Below are 17,813 nucleotides of genomic sequence, written 5' to 3' on the forward strand. Positions count from 1 at the left end.
GTCCTCTCTTTATTTGCCGCGGTTTCGTAAAACCCCGAAAAATCAATCAATAAAAGTAATGCCTGAAAACAATCTGCGCGCAAAACGCTAGCCCATCTCGAAAACGACTCGCATTTCGCCCGAGATCCGAGCCGGTTTCAAACTGGACCGGTCGATCAAACACCAGACGCTCCGCGCGCGGATCAGAACGTCGTCTCCGCGCAAAATCTCGGTAAAGCGCTCACAGGTGACGCGCGTCGCCTTTCCAACCCAGGTTGTTGCCGTCACCTCGTCCCCGTCAAACGTCTGCTTCAGATAGTCGATCTCGTGCCGCGTCAGCATCCAGGTCAGCGCGTCTCGCGTTTCCGCATCGACCGCCGCATTCCAATGCGCGACGGCGACTTCCTGGACCCAACGAACGTAGGCGACATTGTTGACGTGCCCCTGTTCGTCGATATCGCCGGCCGCTACGCGAAAAGAGTGCGAGAATTTCATCCGAGTCTCAGCGAAACGAGTCCAAGCTGATCGTACATCTTCAGAAAATCGAACTCGTTCCAGACCTCGACTAATCTTCCGTCCTTGATGGTGCACATGCCCAACCCCGTGAATTCGACCCGGCGTCCGGACGCTCCGACGCCGAGGCCGCCGCCCGTATGCGTTCCGCGAACCGTGCAACGCGCCGCGAGTCTATCGCCGTCGAGCACAACGTCCTCAACCGTTACTTCGATATCAGGAAAGGCATCAATGAACGCCCGAAAGAACCCCTTGAACTGTTCCAAACCCCGTATTTCGATCGGTTCTGTTCCGCCGAGCCCGCGATGAACGCAGTTGTCGCCGAGCAGTTCGTCGATCGTCGATTCCCGCTTATCGTTCCAGACCTCGTTGAACCAACGCCGGATCAAAGCTTCGTTTTCCCGCATATCAAATGCTCCCGGGCCGTCAGGCTCCCGCTTTCAATCCAAGAAGTTCGACCACCGCGCGGCCGATGTCCGCCGGCGATTCGACAACGCGGATCCCCGCCTCGCGAAGTGCCTTCATCTTCTCGCCGGCGGTTCCCTTTCCGCCCGAAATGATCGCGCCGGCGTGACCCATACGGCGTCCCGGAGGAGCAGTTTGACCGGCGATGAACGCGACGATCGGTTTCGTCACATTGTCTTTGGCATAGGCGGCCGCATCTTCCTCGGCCGTGCCCCCGATCTCGCCGATCATAATGATCGCGTCCGTCTCGTCGTCAGCTTCGAAAAGCCGCAATGCATCCGTATGATTGGTCCCGATGATCGGATCGCCGCCGATTCCGATCGCCGTCGATTGGCCAAGTCCGAGCGATGTCAGCTGTCCGACAGCCTCGTACGTCAACGTTCCCGACCGCGAGACGACGCCGATGCGCCCTTCCTTATGGATATGGCCGGGCATAATGCCGATCTTGCATTTTCCGGGAGAAATGATACCGGGACAATTGGGACCGATGACCCGCGTTTTCTTGTCGCGCAGATACTCTTTGACGGCCACCATATCGGTGATCGGAATTCCTTCGGTGATCGCGACCACGAGCGGGATCCCGGCGTCGGCCGCTTCCATTATCGCATCCGCGGCGAATGCTGGCGGAACGTATATGACCGAAGCGTTCGCGCCGGTTTCGTTGACGGCGTCCGCGACTGTGTTGAAGACCGGAACGCCTTCGTGGGTCGAACCGCCCTTTCCGGGCGTGACGCCGCCGATGACGTTCGTCCCGTAGTCGATCATCTGGAGTGTGTGGAATGTGCCTTCCTTGCCGGTAATGCCCTGCACGATGAGGCGCGTGTTCTTGTCAACTAAAACGCTCAAAACTGATTTCTCCTGGAATTTAACTTGGTCAAAACAAAGGAAAAGTATAACACGCCCCACGAAATCTATTGCAAACCGGACAAAACGAACTTTTCCCGAAACTAAACCGGCGAACGTGTCGTTACCATTGTTGTCCGACCTTTTTACGGGCGGGTTTACCGTTTTCAAACAAATCATTTCGCGGGATTTTCGAAATTGCATTCGCGGTCTCCGCAAACCAGTCCTATGCGGAAGTTATATTCCTTTTATTACGATGCTTTCGGGATCGCCATCAAATCGATCTTCGAACACAAACTCCGCGCGTTCCTGACATTGATCGGGATCATCATCGGCGTCGCCGCGGTCGTCATCGTCGGCGCCTCGATCGATGGCTTGAAGACTTACGTCGTCGACAAAGTCTCGAAGGTTCTCGGCTCGAACCATTTTATGATGACGCGGATGGCGAACACGGGACGGCTTTCCGACGAAGAATACGAACGGCGCAACCGCCGCAACAAGGACGTCAACTGGGAGGAATTCCAATACGTTCGCGATAACTGCAAGATGTGCCTTTCGGTCGGTGCGGCGATGGGGGCAGGCGCCGACATCACGCAGGACGGGATTGAAATGCCTTCGGTGCGAATTCAGGGCGTGACCGCGAATATGGTCGATATCGAGGACAAGACCATCGGCGCAGGGCGTTTTATCTCCGACCCGGAAGTCGAGCGCTCCGCGAAAGTCTGCGTTATCGGAGTGGATCTGCAGGAAAAGTTCTTCCCGAGCGGGAGCCCTATCGGAAAGTCGATCAAGCTCCGCGGCGTGCCTCTGCTGATCATCGGCGTCGAGGAAAAGCGCGGATCGTTTTTCGGCGACTCGATGGACCGCAACATTTATATCCCGATAACTCTGCACAATCAGATCTTCTCGCGCGATGGAGGCCTGCAGGTTCACGGCAAGGCGGCTGATGCAGAAACGCTCAAGGAAGCGATCGAGAACGCGCGGTTGGTCTTGCGCAACAAGCGAGAGCTGATCGGCAGCGAGGAGGACAACTTCAGCATCGTCAACACCGATGAATTCGGGTCGCAAATGGATCAGTTCACGAACGCGATCGCGGTGGTCGTCATCCCGATCACGATGATCACGCTGCTCGTCGGAGGGATCGTCGTGATGAACATTATGCTCGTGTCGGTCACCGAACGAACGTTCGAGGTCGGGCTCCGAAAGGCGCTGGGCGCGACGCGCAATCAGATCATGGTTCAATTTCTTATCGAATCGGCGTCGCTTTGCATCGTCGGCGGGATGCTTGGTCTGATCGTTGCCGCCGGCGCGACGCAGGTCGTCGGCGCGCTTCTCGAAATGACGATGACGATCACCGTCAAATATATGGCGATCGCCGTCATCGTTTCGAGCGTCATCGGAATTCTCGCGGGACTTTATCCGGCCTGGAAGGCGTCGAAACTCGATCCGATCGTCGCGCTCGCAAAATCTTGAGGAAGTAAAGATGCAATTATCCGGAACATTACCAAAAGAAGTCCTGAAAATGGCGTTCGAGAGCATAATGGCTCATAAATTCCGTTCGGCCCTGACTGTACTCGGGATCGTCATCGGCCTGATCACCGGGATCGTCGTCTTTTCGATCCTCAACGGGATGAGCCAGTCGATCGTCTCGATCATCGAAGAATACGGCTCGAACAACATTTACGCATTTCATCTTTCGACCGGTTTCGGGAACCGCAACCGGGACGAGCGGAACCGCAAGCCGCTGACCGAAGACGACGCGACCGCGATCCTCGCGCAATCGTCGGCGGTCGAGGACATTTCGCTCGTCGCGATCAACATCGGTTCGTGGGGCAGCGGCTTCGACGACAATCTCGTTTATGAAGGCAAGAACTATCGTTGGGCGCTGACCGACGGCGTGACGCCGAACTATATGCAGATCACCAACCTCGTCATCCGACAGGGCCGCTGGATAACCGATTCGGACAATTATCAGCGGAGGAATGTTCTGGTGCTCGGCGTCAATGCGGTTGAGGCGTTGTTCCCTGACGAGCAGGACGATGTCGTCGGCAAGGTCGTGAGAATGAACGGCACGACGTGGGAAGTGATCGGCGTCATCGAAAAACGTAAGGCCGGATTCTTTGGCGAGAACGAAGAGGATCGGAAGGTCTATCTTCCATACCGCACCGCGCGCAAGGTCGCCCCGACGCGTGACGCGGTTTTGCAGGTCATTCAGGCGAAATCCGGAAAGGTCACGGACGCCGCGCTTGAGGTTGAAGGGATATTGCGTCAGCGCCGAGGCGTGAAGTTCGAGGAGCCGAACAACTTCGATCTCAAGACCGCGAGCGATTTCATCGCCCAGTTTGAAGGCATCGTCTTTGGAGTAAAGTCTGCGGCGATAGCGATATCGATGCTCGGTTTGCTCGTCGGCGGCATCGGCGTGATGAACATTATGCTTGTGTCAGTGACCGAGAGAACAAAGGAAATCGGGATCCGAAAGGCTATCGGCGCGACCAAGGGTGCGATCGTGCTGCAATTTCTGCTTGAAGCGATGACGTTGACGTTCTTCGGAGGCCTTATCGGCGTCGTCCTCGCGGTTGGGATCAGCAAGCTCATTATGCTCATATTCCCGTCGCTTCCGGCGATCATCGAGATCGGCGCGATCGTCGTCAGCCTTGGGATCTCGATCGGGATCGGCCTGGTATTTGGCGTCGTTCCCGCCTTAAGAGCTTCGCGTCTCGATCCGATCGAGTGTCTGCGATACGAGTGACGTTAACTCAGTGAATAGTGCATAGTGGATAGTGCAGAGTGCGTAGTGCATAGTGCATAGTGCAAAGCTCTTGTCGGGCGATATCGAAACCACCCTGAAAATTCACTCTGCACTATCCACTATGCACTCTGCACTCTGCACTATCCACTATGCACTATTCACTATGCACTCTGCACTCTTCACTGCTTTGCGCTGACTCAGAGTTCGACCGTCTGCTGGTATTCGGGAACCATTACGTTCCAGCCGAAGCGGTCGCGGATATGTCCGGCCATCGCTTCGGCCGCATCGGGTTCGCCGTGAGTCGTGAAGACCATTTTCGGAGTGTTCGGCAAACCTTCGAGCCAACGGATGACGGCTTTCCAGTCGGCGTGAGCCGAGAATCCTTCGACTTTCTCGATGCGGCAGCGAACCGGAATCCACTGTTTCATTATCTTGACCTCGTCCTCACCGTTCAGGATTCTCCGTCCGGTGGTTCCGGCCGCCTGATAGCCGACGAACACGAGCGTCGCGCGCTCGTCGGGGAGCATCCGGATGGCGTGGTGGAGCACGCGTCCGCCGGTCATCATTCCGGATGCCGAAATGATGATTCTCGGTCCTTTCATATCGTTGATCCGCTTTGATTCCTCACGGGTCGAGGCGGTCTTCATCCAGTCTGTCCGGAGCGGATGGATCTTCCGCGCGAGGATCGACGCGTATTCTTCGTCGTGTTCCTCGCTCCAGCGGTTGTATACCTGCGTCGCCTGCGACGCCATCGGCGAATCGACGATGACCGGCATCGACGGGATCTTATGCTCGTCTTCGAGTTCACGGATCATATACAAAAGCTCTTGAGTCCGCCCGACGGCAAAGGCCGGAATAAGGATCGGAGCGTCGCGTTCGTATGCGTCCCTGATGATCTCCGCAAGCTGGACGTCCGACGTCACCTCGCCGTGAAGCCGGTTTCCGTACGTTGATTCGCACATCAGATAATCGCACGCCGGCGGCGGCGACGGATCTTTGACGATCGGTTGATCATAATGCCCGAGATCGCCCGAGAACAAGAATCGAATGCTCGAACCGTCGGGGCGCGCGTTCGCCAGTTCAACAAGCACCAGACTCGCGCCCATAATGTGGCCGGCGACCATAAAACTCGCGTGGATCCCGTCGCAGATCTCAATCGGTTTGCCGTCGTTCGCGACCGGAACCAGCAATTCGAGCGCGGCCTTCGCGTCGGCTTCGTCGTAGAGCGGCAGGGCCGGCGAGTGCGTCGTCAGCGCGTGGCGATTCCGGTAATCGGCGTCCTCTTCCTGAAGCCGCCCCGAATCGGGCAAAAGAATCTTCAGAAGATCGCACGTCGCGCGCGACGAGTAAACGTTCCCGTTGAATCCGAGTTTGACGAGCCGCGGCAAGTATCCCGTGTGATCGATGTGAGCGTGCGTGATGATCACCGCGTCGATCGATTTCGGATCGAACGGCGGATCCTGCCAGTTTCGCTCGCGGAGTTCCTTGTCGCCCTGAAACAGGCCGCAATCAACCAGGATACGCTGTCCGTTCGATTCAAGCAGATACTTTGAGCCGGTCACCGAACCGACGCCGCCGAAGAAAGTGATCTTTGCCATTAAACGCTCCGTTTGCACGATTTGAGAATCGTGTTGAAGTGATTCTGCCCGATTTGCCGAGAAAAACAAACTGTGGTCAACAAAACCGTTCGAGACTTGAGCGGCGCCGGCGACCGATCACCGCCTAGATCCGTCAAGTGGTCGAAACTGAGGCGCACGGAAACAACATCAATCCCGTCATCCAGGGTTCGTGTTTCAATTGACGTATTCCTTTGGAAACCAGAGGACCTTTCCGCGGACGCTGTTTTTGTCCTGATCTTTTTTCAGGCGCGCGGTACGGAGCAGATCAGGCGCGGTCTCGCCGTCGCGCCAAAACGTCGCTGATCCGAAATTGAGTTCCAGAAAGACTTTCTCGCCTGAAAGCTTCTCAAACGGACAACTCACGAAGGCGCGCGCGACTCGATCCTTGATCTCTTCGGCGACTGCCTCGCCCGCCGTCGGCAATACCGCGAGAAACTCGTCGCCGACGGAACGCGTCAAGACGTCCATTTGCCGCAATTGCTTTTTAATGAGGCCCGCCGCGAATTCGAGGGCGCTGTCTCCTATCACGTGGCCGTGTTTTGCATTCAATTCTTCAAAGTTCCGGATATCGACGGCGAGAACCGTCAACGGACGATCGTCGCGGTTGCGCTGCGACTCGGCGATCTGATTCTCGAGGACGAGAAAGAAACCGCGTTCGTTGGGCAGATTTGTCAGCGTGTCCGTGAGCGCGTTCGACACGCTTCGTTCAAACGCCATCGAACTCGTAAACAGCGGCGCGGCGCGCACGGCAATCGCCTCCGCCAACGTCAGCGAACCCGCGTCGTAGCTTTCGTCAGTCTTCGAGTAAAGAACGATGACCCCAAATAGTTCCGTATTTCGAAACAAAGGAACGGCCAACGCCGAACCAAACTTCGAGACGAGTTCGCGCGGAAAAACGCGTCGGTCGGACGCGTTCGCGGAATCGAGTTGACTCGCCCGACTCAAGAACGCCTTGGCAGCCAGACTTCGGTTGACCTCGATGTCGGCATTTGCGAACTTTTCGGGATTCTCGCCGAATGCGTATTTTAGAACAATCGTCTTTGCTTCGTCGTCCGCGAGAAAAAGGACGCATGCGGCAAATGGGAGTATCTCGTTGATCCGGCTCGCGACAAGACGAAACATATCGGCGGATTTGAGTGACGCGCCGAAAAACTCGCTCGCTTCTTCGAGCGCAAACAGCTTTCCTTCCACCGATTCGTTTATCGGTTCGAACGGGCTTGCGGCCGCGCGGCGGCCGTCGCGCGAGCGCTGCCAGAGAAAGAAGCCCGCGGTCAGCGCGACGTACGAGATGGCGATCGCGGCAAAGATCAGTCGTTTGGACTCGAACGCAAGATCGGAGTTCGAAATCAGGAACGTCGCCGTCAGCGCTGAGAGCGCGAGAAGCCCCGTCAGCAAAAAACTGATTGTCTGGGAGTTCGTTTTAACTTTCGGCATTTTAGTTGGGTTCATAGGAATAGCCGGTGGTTCGGTCGGGATCGGATTTCGGGTGAAAAGGCGGTAAATGTGTGAATTTACTCGCAAATTGAAGATAACTTTTCGAAAAGGTTTTAGTCAACAGACACGAAGTTCGAACCTGAGTTAGGATCGGTGATTTTTAACGGTGAGAAAAGTGAGAAAATTTTATATTTTTTTTGTGAAAATCCCATTTTTTGACATTTTTTGGGTTGACTTAGCATTTTCCACCTTTTATATTGTCGATTGTTCCGAAATAAAGAATCGTGAACAACGACTGTCCTAGGGCGGTCGTAAAATAACAAAACAATCTTTGAAGAAGACAGGAGAATTTACAAATGAAAAAAGTTATTGCTCTTTCAGCAATCATGACGCTTGGCTTGTTGGGCGCCGCTTGCGGTGAAACCGCTCCGGCGAACAATGTGAACATGAAGCCGGCGAACACCACGTCGAACACCGCTTCGACGACCACGACGACGACGACGAACTCGTCCGGCACGACGAACTCGACGAACACGACTGCTTCGAACACGTCGAACACCGCGAAGCCGGCAACCAACGCCGCTGGCAACACGGATAAGAAAGAAGACAAGCCGGCAACCAACGCCGCTTCCAACACGACCAAGAAGCCGTAGTTTTTCTTGAACGTTGAAGAACGTGAACACGCTGCCTTCGGGCAGCGTGTTTTTCTTTTGTTTCGCTGTTTGAACAACTCGGGCTATTGACTAACGGCTGCCAAACAACTATATTGCTTTTATTCCGATCAATAGGGATTTGCGGTCTTTAACTTTAGGTTTTATTACTTTTCAGAACAGGAGAACAGGAAATTTATGAAGAAGATTTTAGGTCTTTCGGCAGTTTTGACTCTCGGTATGATGTCGTTCGCGTGCGGCGATTCGGCTGGCAATATGGCCAACAAAGCGGCTAACAGCGCCGGCAATATGACGAACTCGGCAACCAATATGGCCAAGGAAGCGACAAACAGCGCGACCAATATGGCGAAGGAAGCCACGAACTCCGCCGGCAATATGACCAATTCGGCCTCCAATGCCGCGAAGCAAGCGACCAACACCGTGACCAACGCGGCGAAAGACGCGGTTAACAAAGCTGCAAACGCGGCGAAACAGTAGTTTGTGACAATCGAACAAACCAAGAGGCGGCCGGAAACGGCCGCCTCTTTGCTTTGTCAGAGTGCACAGTGCAAAGTGCATAGTGCGGAGTGCATAGTGCGGAGTGCATAGTGCGGAGTGCATAGTGCGGAGTGCGGAGTGCATAGTGCGGAGCGGAGATATGCACAGTAGGCTTGAACTTTCTCTCTGCACTATGCAATATGCACTATGCACTATCCACTATGCACTATCCACTATGCACTATGCAGTCAGTTCGCCGGCAAGATCCGCCGCATTCGTCACCGGACGCCGGCAGGCAAAATTGACGCAGACATACGCGGCCGGCTTCCCGTCGATCATCGATTTCCCATCGAGCAAGGGAATCGTCTCCGAACTCGCATCGCCGCCAACTGGTATGACGACCTTCGTCGGCAGAAATTCGTTCCAAACAACCGAACGCAATTCCTCCGATTCTCCAACGAGCACGATCTCTTTCCTCTGCCCCAGGTGAAATTCGAGTGCCGACCACGCGCGGCCGAAACCGGAGGGATATCGCTTGATCTGCGACGAAACCAATCGAAGCACGGTGACGGCGAAGCGCTCGTAGCGTTCGTCGCCGCTGATCGCCGCGATTTTGAGTAGCAGATCCGCCGCCGCCGAGTTTCCTGCCGGAGTCGCGTTATCGAAATAGTCCTTTGTCCGCACGATCAGTTCCTCGTGATCATTGGCAGTGAAAAAGAACCCGCCATCTGCTTCGTCCCAGAACGAAGTTATCAAAACATCCGCCAGACGCCTCGCCTCAACGAAGTATTTCATATCGCCGCAAACCTGAAACAGGTCGAGCAAGCCGCACCCGAGATTCGCATAGTCTTCAAGATAGGCGCCAAGTTTCGCACGCGAGTCTTTCCAGGTCCGCAAAACCCGTCCATCCAAAACCAATTCGCGCATCAGGAAATCCGCGTTGCGGCGCGCCGTCTCCAGATAATCGGCACGTCCCAGAATCGCCGCCGCCTCGGCGAATGCCGACAGCATCAGACCGTTCCAGGCGGTTATGATCTTCTCGTCGCGAAACGGTTTGATGCGCTTCTCACGCTCACGGAACAACGCCTCCCGGCCCGTTTCGAGCGCTTCGGTCAGGCGGTCGGCTGAAACATCGAGCGCTTCCGCGGTTTCCGCGAGCGTGTGTCGGACGTTGAGGATGTTCTTCTCTTCAAAGTTCCCTTCCTCTGAGACATCGTAATAGAAACAGAAAAGGCGGGCGTCGTCCTTGCCGAGAATCGCTTCGATCTCGCTCGGCGTCCAGACAAAGAACTTCCCTTCGACGCCTTCGCTGTCGGCGTCCTGCGTCGAATAGAACCCGCCGCCGCCGCCGTTCATCTCGCGCGTTACGTAATCGAGCGTTTCGACCGCGATTCGCTTGTAGAATTCATCCTTCGTCGCCTGAAAAAGATGAAGGTAAACAAGCGCGAGCTGCGCGTTGTCGTAAAGCATTTTCTCAAAATGCGGAACGAGCCAGATCGAATCGACCGCGTAGCGATGAAAGCCGCCGCCAAGCTGGTCGTAAATCCCGCCGTGAGCCATTTTCAGACAAGTATGTCGAACGATCTCGAGCGCGTTCTCATTTCCGGTGCGTTTGTAAAAACGAAGCAGAAACTCCAGGCTCATCGCCGGCGGGAACTTCGGAGCCCCGCCGAATCCGCCGTTCTTGGCATCGAAATACCGCACAAAATGCTGAAACGCATTTTCGAGCTGTGCCGTCGAGAGCCCCTCACCGGGCATTTCGGCGATCGACATCCGGCGCATCTCGCCGATCACTTCGTTCGCAGAGAAAAGGAGTTCGTCGCGTTTCGTCACCCAGACATCCGCGATGCTCGCGAGCACACGCTTGAAACTCGGCATATTGTACCGATTTTCGGGCGGGAAATACGTTCCTCCGAAAAAAGGACGCTTGTCGGGTGACAGAAAAACGTTCATCGGCCAACCGCCGGAACCGGTCGTCATCTGAACGTAACTCATATAGATCTTGTCGACGTCCGGACGCTCCTCCATATCGACCTTGATGTTCACGAAATGTTCGTTCATCAACGCCGCCGTCTCTTCGTCCTCGAACGACTCGCGTTCCATCACGTGGCACCAATGGCACGCCGAATACCCGATGCTCACGAGCACCGGCTTGTCTTCATTGCGCGCCCTCTCAAACGCCTCTTCGCCCCACGGATACCAATCGACCGGATTATGCGCATGCTGCAGCAAATACGGCGATGTTTCGTTGATCAGCTTGTTCGTATGTTTTTTCCTTCCCTGCATATCGGCTATTGTTTCACGCGTGGCCCGACAAGCGCAAAGGGGACCTGACTCGACCGTTCCGCGCCCGGCGAGGCGTCAATTTGGGTCTCTCGTGTTTTTTTGATATATTACCGACGAATGACGCAACGCTCCATTGCAAAACTTCGACCGACCATCAAACGCCCGAGCCTTTTCGCGGGCGACTAATTCTCTGTCTCAGAAGCGCAATTCCCACGCTGAAACTCATCAGCCTCTTTTTAGTAATTCAGAGAATTTTTAGGAGAAATTTAATGACACCGACAACAGAACTGCAGAGACCGATCATCAAGACCGAACTTCCCGGACCGAAATCACGCGAGATCATCGAGGCGGACGCCAAATACGTTACGCCGAGCTATCCGCGCCCCGACTACAAACTCGTCGCCGAAAGGGCTTACGGCGTTTGGATCGAAGATCCGGACGGAAACGTATTCCTTGACGGCAACGCCGGCGTGGCCGTCTGTTCGACGGGCCACTGCCATCCGGAGATCGTCGAGGCGATCACCGAACAGACCAAGCGTCTGATCCATCTTTGCGGAACCGATTATTTTTATCGCCATATGCCGGAACTCGGCAAGAAACTCGACGAGATCTGCCCGATCGACGGGCCGACGAAGACGCACTTCGCGAATTCGGGAGCGGAGGCGATCGAAACCGCGCTCAAGCTCGCGATGTATCACACGCGCCGTCAGAAGTTCATATCGTTCTTCGGGTCGTTCCACGGACGAACGCTCGGTGCGCTCTCGCTGACATCTTCAAAGAAAGCGCAACGGCTCGGATTTATGCGCCAGGCGCTTGACGTCGTCCACGTGCCCTATCCGAACAAATTCAGGCATTTTGCCGACGATATGCCGTGCGAAGAGGAAAAGATCACGCGCGACGTCATCAACTGGATCGAAAACCGTCTGTTCAAGACGACGACGCCTCCGGAAGAAGTCGCCGGGATAATTCTCGAGGTCGTGCAGGGCGAAGGCGGCTACGTTCCGGCGCCGACATCGTTCGTCAAAGAGATCCGCAGGATCTGCGACGAGAACGGGATAATGCTGATCGTGGACGAGGTCCAGTCCGGAATGGGACGGACCGGCAAGATGTTCGCGCTCGATCATCACGGCGTCAAGGCCGATATCCTGTGCCTCGCGAAGGGGATCGCTTCCGGACTCCCGATCGGCGCGTGCGTCGCGCGCGCGGATGTGATGGACTGGCACAAGGGGGCGCACGCCTCGACGTTCGGCGGAAATCCGGTGTGCATCGCCTCGGCGCTCAAAACGATTGAGCTGCTCGAAGGCGGACTGGTTGAGAACACGGCGGTCGTCGGCGATCATCTGAAAGCGGGCCTGAACCGTTTGAAGGACAAGTTCGATTGCATCGGCGACGTCCGCGGTATGGGACTGATGCTCGGTGTCGAGTTCGTCACCGATCGAACGAGTCTCAAACCGGACGCAGAGCTTCGCGACCGAATAGAAGTCGCCTGTTTCGAACGCGGTCTGATCATCCTCGGCTGCGGCGCGAGCACCATCCGCTGGTCGCCGCCGCTGATCCTGACGAAGGAAAACGCGGACGTCGCGCTCGAGATCTTCGAAGCCGCGATCGTCGCTTCGATCTGAGGATCCCGAACCCGATCCGAATACCCGCGGCGAATCGCATTCCCGCGGGTATTTGTTTGTCTGATGACCGGTTTTCTGATATTAATCACACGGAGAAACCGTATGAATACGAGAACCGGAATACTGGCTGTGATCGCATTGTCGTTGTGCGTCATAGCCTGCAGCACGGTCGTCGACCGCATCGCAGGCACCCAGGATATGAAGCGTGTTAACGAGCTATGGAGCGACGTTCCGAAGATGGAGGGAATGAACGCGTCGGAACTTGAGATGCCCGTCGCGACCAAACTGATCCTTCGGACGATCCTCGGTAATCTCGGACGGCTCAACAAGGAAGGTGAGCCGCAGCAGACGGGCGACATCGACTGGATGGCGTTCACGACCGGCAAAACGCCGGACGATGTGCAAGCCTTCTACACGAACGAAAAGATGTCCGGATTCGGAAACTGGGAAACGGGCAAGGAATCGACGTGCATCAGCGGGAAGGACAAAGGGGTTCCTGGGGTTTTCTGCGTCTTTCAGAAAAAGATGAACGGCCGCCAGGCGGGCCTTGTGATCGTCGCCTCCGAGGACGAGAAAACAAAGCAGACCGATCTCTATTTCGTCCGGATCGAGAGCGACGAGCCGCCGGCCAACAAAAAGTGACCTGATTTGAGAGCTTCGTCCCCGAATGCTAAATTAATGTTATGAACAGAAGGGATTTTCTAGCAATCGGGATCGGGACGACGATCGTAGCGGGTTTTCCGTCGATCATCGGCAAGGCCGCGGGTTTTGAACTGGCATCGCTTCCGTACAAGGACGATGCGCTGGCGCCGGTCATTTCGGCGAACACGATCGGGTTTCATTTCGGGAAGCATCACAAGGGTTACGTCGATAACCTGAACCGGCTGGCGAAGGGCACCGAGTTCGAATCGCTGACCCTCGAACAGGTCGTGATGCAGTCGGCGAAGAAGAAGAATGCCGCGATATTCAACAACGCGGCGCAGATCTGGAACCACGATTTTTATTGGCGATCGATGCGTCCGAACGGCGGCGGCAAGCCGTCCGGGAAGATGCTCGACAAGATCAACGAATCGTTCGGCGACTGGGACAAGTTTCGCAAGGCATTCGCCGACACGACCGTTTCGCAATTCGGAACCGGCTGGGGATGGCTCGTCGCCGACAAAAAAGGAAAACTGTCGGTGATCAAGACCGGCGACGCCGACGTGCCGATGACGCAGGGACTCAAACCGCTCCTGACGATCGACGTCTGGGAGCACGCCTATTATCTCGACTATCAAAACCGCCGGGCCGCATACGTCGACGCGGTCATCGACAAACTCCTCAACTGGGAATTCGCCGCAGCGAATGCAGAAACGCGCACGAAGTAAGCGTGCCAATGCAGAAACGCGCACGAAGTAGGCGTGCCAATGCAGAAACGCGCACGAAGTAAGCGTGCCCGCTCGCAGCGCGAGCGATCCGTCATCATACATCACCGTCGTCATCCCGAGCGCGTCGAATCATCACGACTCGACCGCTCTGCGGCCGGACACGCTCACTCCGTGCGCGTTTCCGCACTGCATTCGTGAGATTTGTGCTATTCGTGGCGAAGTAGGGGCACGCTTACTTCGTGCGCGTTTCTGCATTCGCGGCGAAAAGGTCCTTACCCTTTCGCCTTTTTGATCTCTTCGATCAGGACCGGGACGGCTTCGAAAAGGTCGCCGACGATGCCGTAGTCGGCGATGTCAAAGATCGGGGCTTCGGCGTCCTTGTTGATCGCGACGATCGTTCCCGCATTCTTCATCCCGACGATGTGCTGGATCGCGCCGGAAATCCCGAGGGCGATGTAGAGTTTCGGAGCGACCGTCTGGCCCGACGAGCCGATCTGCCGGTCGATCGGCAGCCATTCGCTGTCGCAGATCGGTCTCGAAGCCGCGAGATCGGCGCCGAGAACGTCCGCGAGGCTTTGGGCGACGGCGATGTTCTCCGCCGATTTGATGCCGCGTCCGACAGCCACGATGACCTCCGATTTCGTCAGGTCGACCGATGCTTTCGCTTCCTGGAACGGCGCTTCCGGCGTCATTCGGATCTCGCCGATTTCGACGTCCAGATTCACGACCGCGGCGCTTCCCTTTTCGGCGTTCTCACCGCGAAATGCGCCCGACTGGAACGTCACGAAGAACGGGCCGCTGCCGCCGATGGTCACGTCGGCATCGAGTTTGCCGAGGAAGATCCGGCGTGTAAACGTGAGGCTTCCGCCGTCGTTCGTATAGCGGATGACGTCACCGACCAACTCCGTCCCGAAACGCGCCGCCACCTTCGGCGCGAAGTCGCGGACCTGATAGGTGTGCGACATCACGACGTAGGCGGGATTTTCGGCTTTGATGACAGCTTCCCACGCGTCCGCATAGCCATCGGGCGTATACGTGCCGAGTTTTTCGTTTTTGGCGACAATCACCTTTTCAAGGCCGTATGACGCGATCTCGGCCGCGAGCGAGCATTCGCCGCCGCACGGGATCACCGCCGACACCTTCATTCCGAGATCCTTGCCGATGCTCTGCGCCGCGGCGATCGCCTCGAGCGAAGTCTTGTTGAGAACGCAGTCTTTGTGTTCAATAAATACGAGAATCATAAGTTTGTTGGCTGATTGATAATCGGATTATCAAAAAACGCGAACCTCCGTTTTCAATTTTTCGACCAATTCGACCGCCCCGGCTTTGGCGTCGCCGTTGCCGAGAATCTGAGTTTGTTTGGTTTTAAGAGGCAGATAGACGCGTTTGATGGCCTGCGTCGAGCCGGAATCAGCCACGGACGCCGCGACTTCCTTAACCGGTTTTGATTTCGCGGCCATAATTCCCTTGAGGCTCGCGTAGCGGATCTGCGAAATCCCCGATTGGATCGACAAGAGCGCCGGCGTCTGATAGGTAAACCACTGGTACCAGCCGCTTTCGAGTTCACGCTTGACGCGCAGCGCCGGATTTTCGCGATCAACTTCGATCACAAGCGTCGCGTGCGGAACGCCCAGAAGTTCAGCAAGGATGACGCCCGTCTGGCCATAGCTCGCATCGTCTGACTGAAGTCCCGTGTAGATCAGATCCGCGCCCTCTTCGCGGATCGCATCGGCAATGACGCTCGCGATCTGATAGGGCGAGAGTTTGTTCGATCCGTCGGCGACGATATGGATCGCGCGGTCGGCACCACGTGCAAGCGCGTCTTTGATGACCGTTTTCGCCGTTTGGCCGCCGAGCGAGCAGACGATCACCTCGCCGCCGCCCTTGGCTTCTTTCATCCGAAGCGCCTCTTCGAGCGCGTATCCGTCCGATTCGTTCGTTTGAAGGGAGATGTCGCCTTCATCGATCCATTTTTCATCGCCCGCGATACGCAGCACCGCGTCCTTGTTCGCGACCTGTTTCATCAATACAACGATTTTCATAAATTGTTACCTTTTGAAAAGAGATTCAATAGTTCTAATTCTAAAACGCCGAGCGGCAAACAGCAAAATGAATGACCGTTCATTCATAAGAAAAAAGGCGCCTCGCCTGCTCACCGCAGCGAAACGCCCAGTTCATTTATTCTTCGTAGCGCTTAAAGACCAAACACGCGTTCGTCCCGCCGAACCCGAAACTGTTCGACAGAACGTAATCGACGCTCGCTTCGCGGATCACATTCGGAACGTAATCCAGGTCGCAGTCGGGGTCGGGATTCTCGTAATTGATCGTCGGCGGCAAGATGTTGTTCTCCAGCGCAAGGACCGAGATCACGGCCTCGATTCCGCCGGCCGCGCCGAGCGCGTGGCCCGTCATCGACTTCGTCGAACTGACCGCGAGCTTGTAAGCGTGGTCGCCAAACACCTTTTTGATCGCGAGCGTTTCGAACTTATCGTTATAAGGGGTCGAAGTGCCGTGCGCGTTGATGTATCCGATCTGTTCCGGCGCAATGCCTGCGTCCTTGATCGCGCGCGTCATCACGCGGATCGCGCCTGACCCAGTCTCGTCCGGCATCGTCACGTGAAAGGCGTCGCCGCTCATTCCGTAGCCGACGATCTCGGCATAGATCTTCGCGCCGCGCGCCTTGGCGTGCTCGAGTTCCTCAAGGATCACCATTCCGGCTCCCTCTCCGATCACGAACCCGTCACGTTCGGCGTCGAACGGCCGCGATGCGCGGTGCGGTTCGTCATTGCGCCGCGAAAGGGCCCGCATCGAATCGAAGCCGGCGACCGACATCGGCGTGATCGCACTTTCAGCGCCGCCGCAGATCATCGCGTCGGCATCGCCGCGCTCGATGATCCGAAAACTGTCGCCGATCGCGTGCGCGCCTGCCGAACAGGCCGTTGCCGTCGCCGAATTCGGTCCCTTAGCGCCGTGCCTGATCGAAACGTTGCCCGAAGCGAGATTGACGATGGCAGAGACGATAAAAAACGGCGAGACCCTTCCCGGACCGGAGTTCAGGAGTTTTTCATGCTCGCGCTCGATCGCCCAAAAATCGCCGATGCCCGAACTGATGTAAGTTCCGACCATCTCGGAATTCGAGTCGTCGATCACCAGTCCGCTGTCTTTTACGGCCTCATCCGACGCCGCGATCGCGAAATGCGTGAAAGCGCCCATTCGGCGCGCTTCCTTTTTTTCGAGATAGTCTTCCGCATTGAAGTCCTTGACCTCACAGGCGAATTTGACATCGAATTTTTCGGTATCGAACTTCTTGATGTAATCCGCGCCGCTCTTGCCTTCCATCAATGCCGACCAGGTCGCACCGACGCTGTTGCCGCAGGCGGTTACAAGTCCGAGTCCCGTGACTACTACACGACGTTTCATAATCTTGGATAACGGCAAGTTGTCGATGGTCAATTGTGTCGAACGCCGTCAGCGGCGATGATCAATTGACCATCAACGATTTGCGAAAGGTTAGGCCTGTTTGTGCTGTTCAACGTAGGCGTACGCATCGCGGACGGCCTGGATCTTCTCGGCGTCTTCATCCGGAATTTCGATATCGAATTCCTCTTCGAAACGCATCACGAGTTCAACCAGGTCCAGCGAATCGGCGCCGAGATCCTCAATAAAGCGAGCGTTTTCAGTAACTTCCGCTTCATCTACACCAAGTTCGTCCACAATGATCTGTTTAATCTTATCCTGAATTTCTGACATAATTTCTCCTGATTTTAATAAGTAAACCCTTCGGTCAG

Annotated in this window: 17 protein-coding genes; 7 read left to right on the forward strand and 10 right to left on the reverse strand. The window is 56.0% G+C overall.

Annotated features, from left to right (window positions below):
- Positions 1–87: 87 nt before the first annotated feature.
- From IPN69_13910 to sucD, 3 genes are read right to left on the reverse strand one after another with little or no spacing between them, the layout of a single operon-like run.
- Positions 88–474 carry an acyl-CoA thioesterase gene (locus tag IPN69_13910; GenBank protein ID MBK8811806.1) on the reverse strand — a complete coding sequence of 129 codons (387 nt, stop codon included), beginning with the start codon at positions 472–474 and terminating at the stop codon, positions 88–90.
- Positions 471–899, reverse strand: coding sequence for an ester cyclase (locus tag IPN69_13915; GenBank protein MBK8811807.1), 429 nt, complete (start codon positions 897–899; stop codon positions 471–473). Before IPN69_13915 ends, IPN69_13910 begins: the two co-directional genes overlap by 4 nt.
- 19 nt (positions 900–918) lie before the next feature.
- The gene (gene sucD, locus IPN69_13920; protein MBK8811808.1) at positions 919–1,803 is read right to left on the reverse strand and encodes a succinate--CoA ligase subunit alpha; all 885 of its coding nucleotides are present in this window, start codon (positions 1,801–1,803) and stop codon (positions 919–921) included.
- Positions 1,804–2,028: 225 nt separating this feature from the next.
- Here sucD and IPN69_13925 point away from each other — a divergent pair, with 225 nt between their 5' ends.
- Both IPN69_13925 and IPN69_13930 read left to right on the forward strand, forming a co-directional pair.
- Positions 2,029–3,273, forward strand: a complete 1,245-nt coding sequence (locus tag IPN69_13925) for an ABC transporter permease (protein MBK8811809.1) — start codon at positions 2,029–2,031, stop codon at positions 3,271–3,273.
- A gap of 10 nt (positions 3,274–3,283) precedes the next feature.
- Positions 3,284–4,549 (forward strand): ABC transporter permease, encoded by a 1,266-nt coding sequence (locus IPN69_13930; protein MBK8811810.1) that lies wholly within the window; start codon positions 3,284–3,286, stop codon positions 4,547–4,549.
- A gap of 197 nt (positions 4,550–4,746) precedes the next feature.
- Here IPN69_13930 and IPN69_13935 read toward each other — a convergent pair whose 3' ends face one another.
- Both IPN69_13935 and IPN69_13940 read right to left on the reverse strand, forming a co-directional pair.
- Positions 4,747–6,147, reverse strand: a complete 1,401-nt coding sequence (locus tag IPN69_13935; protein ID MBK8811811.1) for an MBL fold metallo-hydrolase — start codon at positions 6,145–6,147, stop codon at positions 4,747–4,749.
- A gap of 195 nt (positions 6,148–6,342) precedes the next feature.
- Positions 6,343–7,602 carry a GGDEF domain-containing protein gene (locus tag IPN69_13940; GenBank protein MBK8811812.1) on the reverse strand — a complete coding sequence of 420 codons (1,260 nt, stop codon included), beginning with the start codon at positions 7,600–7,602 and terminating at the stop codon, positions 6,343–6,345.
- Between the two features lie 356 nt (positions 7,603–7,958).
- Between IPN69_13940 and IPN69_13945 the strand changes: the two genes are divergently transcribed.
- Both IPN69_13945 and IPN69_13950 read left to right on the forward strand, forming a co-directional pair.
- Positions 7,959–8,255, forward strand: coding sequence for a hypothetical protein (locus IPN69_13945; GenBank protein MBK8811813.1), 297 nt, complete (start codon positions 7,959–7,961; stop codon positions 8,253–8,255).
- A gap of 195 nt (positions 8,256–8,450) precedes the next feature.
- Entirely contained in the window at positions 8,451–8,750 is a 300-nt protein-coding gene (locus IPN69_13950) for a hypothetical protein (protein ID MBK8811814.1), read from the forward strand.
- 240 nt (positions 8,751–8,990) lie between these two features.
- Here the strand turns inward: IPN69_13950 and IPN69_13955 are convergent, their stop codons facing one another.
- The gene (locus IPN69_13955) at positions 8,991–11,036 is read right to left on the reverse strand and encodes a thioredoxin domain-containing protein (GenBank protein MBK8811815.1); all 2,046 of its coding nucleotides are present in this window, start codon (positions 11,034–11,036) and stop codon (positions 8,991–8,993) included.
- Between the two features lie 269 nt (positions 11,037–11,305).
- Between IPN69_13955 and IPN69_13960 the strand changes: the two genes are divergently transcribed.
- The 3 genes from IPN69_13960 (at position 11,306) to IPN69_13970 (ending at position 14,025) form a co-directional block, all read left to right on the forward strand.
- A complete protein-coding gene (locus IPN69_13960; GenBank protein ID MBK8811816.1) occupies positions 11,306–12,658 on the forward strand; it encodes an acetyl ornithine aminotransferase family protein in 1,353 nt (450 codons plus the stop codon).
- Positions 12,659–12,760: 102 nt separating this feature from the next.
- Entirely contained in the window at positions 12,761–13,300 is a 540-nt protein-coding gene (locus IPN69_13965; GenBank protein MBK8811817.1) for a hypothetical protein, read from the forward strand.
- 41 nt (positions 13,301–13,341) lie between these two features.
- The gene (locus IPN69_13970; protein ID MBK8811818.1) at positions 13,342–14,025 is read left to right on the forward strand and encodes a superoxide dismutase; all 684 of its coding nucleotides are present in this window, start codon (positions 13,342–13,344) and stop codon (positions 14,023–14,025) included.
- Positions 14,026–14,297: 272 nt separating this feature from the next.
- On the opposite strand, the gene IPN69_13975 is transcribed toward IPN69_13970, so the two are convergent.
- The 4 genes from IPN69_13975 to IPN69_13990 form a co-directional block, all read right to left on the reverse strand.
- Positions 14,298–15,266, reverse strand: a complete 969-nt coding sequence (locus IPN69_13975) for an electron transfer flavoprotein subunit alpha/FixB family protein (GenBank protein ID MBK8811819.1) — start codon at positions 15,264–15,266, stop codon at positions 14,298–14,300.
- A 30-nt stretch (positions 15,267–15,296) separates the two neighbouring features.
- On the reverse strand, positions 15,297–16,067 hold the full coding sequence (locus IPN69_13980; GenBank protein MBK8811820.1) for an electron transfer flavoprotein subunit beta/FixA family protein: 771 nt from the start codon (positions 16,065–16,067) through the stop codon (positions 15,297–15,299).
- A 136-nt stretch (positions 16,068–16,203) separates the two neighbouring features.
- Complete coding sequence (fabF, locus tag IPN69_13985; GenBank protein ID MBK8811821.1) at positions 16,204–17,445, reverse strand: beta-ketoacyl-ACP synthase II; 1,242 nt, start codon at positions 17,443–17,445, stop codon at positions 16,204–16,206.
- Positions 17,446–17,535: 90 nt separating this feature from the next.
- Positions 17,536–17,775 carry an acyl carrier protein gene (locus tag IPN69_13990; protein MBK8811822.1) on the reverse strand — a complete coding sequence of 80 codons (240 nt, stop codon included), beginning with the start codon at positions 17,773–17,775 and terminating at the stop codon, positions 17,536–17,538.
- Positions 17,776–17,813 lie beyond the last annotated feature (38 nt).

Source organism: Acidobacteriota bacterium (assembly GCA_016715115.1).
GTDB lineage: Bacteria > Acidobacteriota > Blastocatellia > Pyrinomonadales > Pyrinomonadaceae > JAFDVJ01.

Bases quoted from the DNA above. Each gene is read 5' to 3' on its own strand.
- IPN69_13940 (MBK8811812.1), bottom strand. From the start codon at position 7,602: ATGCCGAAAGTTAAAACGAACTCCCAGACAATCAGTTTTTTGCTGACG.
- IPN69_13955 (MBK8811815.1), bottom strand. From the start codon at position 11,036: ATGCAGGGAAGGAAAAAACATACGAACAAGCTGATCAACGAAACATCG.
- IPN69_13990 (MBK8811822.1), bottom strand. From the start codon at position 17,775: ATGTCAGAAATTCAGGATAAGATTAAACAGATCATTGTGGACGAACTT.
- IPN69_13930 (MBK8811810.1), top strand. From the start codon at position 3,284: ATGCAATTATCCGGAACATTACCAAAAGAAGTCCTGAAAATGGCGTTC.
- IPN69_13975 (MBK8811819.1), bottom strand. From the start codon at position 15,266: ATGATTCTCGTATTTATTGAACACAAAGACTGCGTTCTCAACAAGACT.
- IPN69_13980 (MBK8811820.1), bottom strand. From the start codon at position 16,067: ATGAAAATCGTTGTATTGATGAAACAGGTCGCGAACAAGGACGCGGTG.
- IPN69_13935 (MBK8811811.1), bottom strand. From the start codon at position 6,147: ATGGCAAAGATCACTTTCTTCGGCGGCGTCGGTTCGGTGACCGGCTCA.
- IPN69_13910 (MBK8811806.1), bottom strand. From the start codon at position 474: ATGAAATTCTCGCACTCTTTTCGCGTAGCGGCCGGCGATATCGACGAA.
- IPN69_13965 (MBK8811817.1), top strand. From the start codon at position 12,761: ATGAATACGAGAACCGGAATACTGGCTGTGATCGCATTGTCGTTGTGC.
- IPN69_13925 (MBK8811809.1), top strand. From the start codon at position 2,029: ATGCGGAAGTTATATTCCTTTTATTACGATGCTTTCGGGATCGCCATC.
- IPN69_13915 (MBK8811807.1), bottom strand. From the start codon at position 899: ATGCGGGAAAACGAAGCTTTGATCCGGCGTTGGTTCAACGAGGTCTGG.
- IPN69_13970 (MBK8811818.1), top strand. From the start codon at position 13,342: ATGAACAGAAGGGATTTTCTAGCAATCGGGATCGGGACGACGATCGTA.
- IPN69_13945 (MBK8811813.1), top strand. From the start codon at position 7,959: ATGAAAAAAGTTATTGCTCTTTCAGCAATCATGACGCTTGGCTTGTTG.
- fabF (MBK8811821.1), bottom strand. From the start codon at position 17,445: ATGAAACGTCGTGTAGTAGTCACGGGACTCGGACTTGTAACCGCCTGC.
- IPN69_13950 (MBK8811814.1), top strand. From the start codon at position 8,451: ATGAAGAAGATTTTAGGTCTTTCGGCAGTTTTGACTCTCGGTATGATG.
- IPN69_13960 (MBK8811816.1), top strand. From the start codon at position 11,306: ATGACACCGACAACAGAACTGCAGAGACCGATCATCAAGACCGAACTT.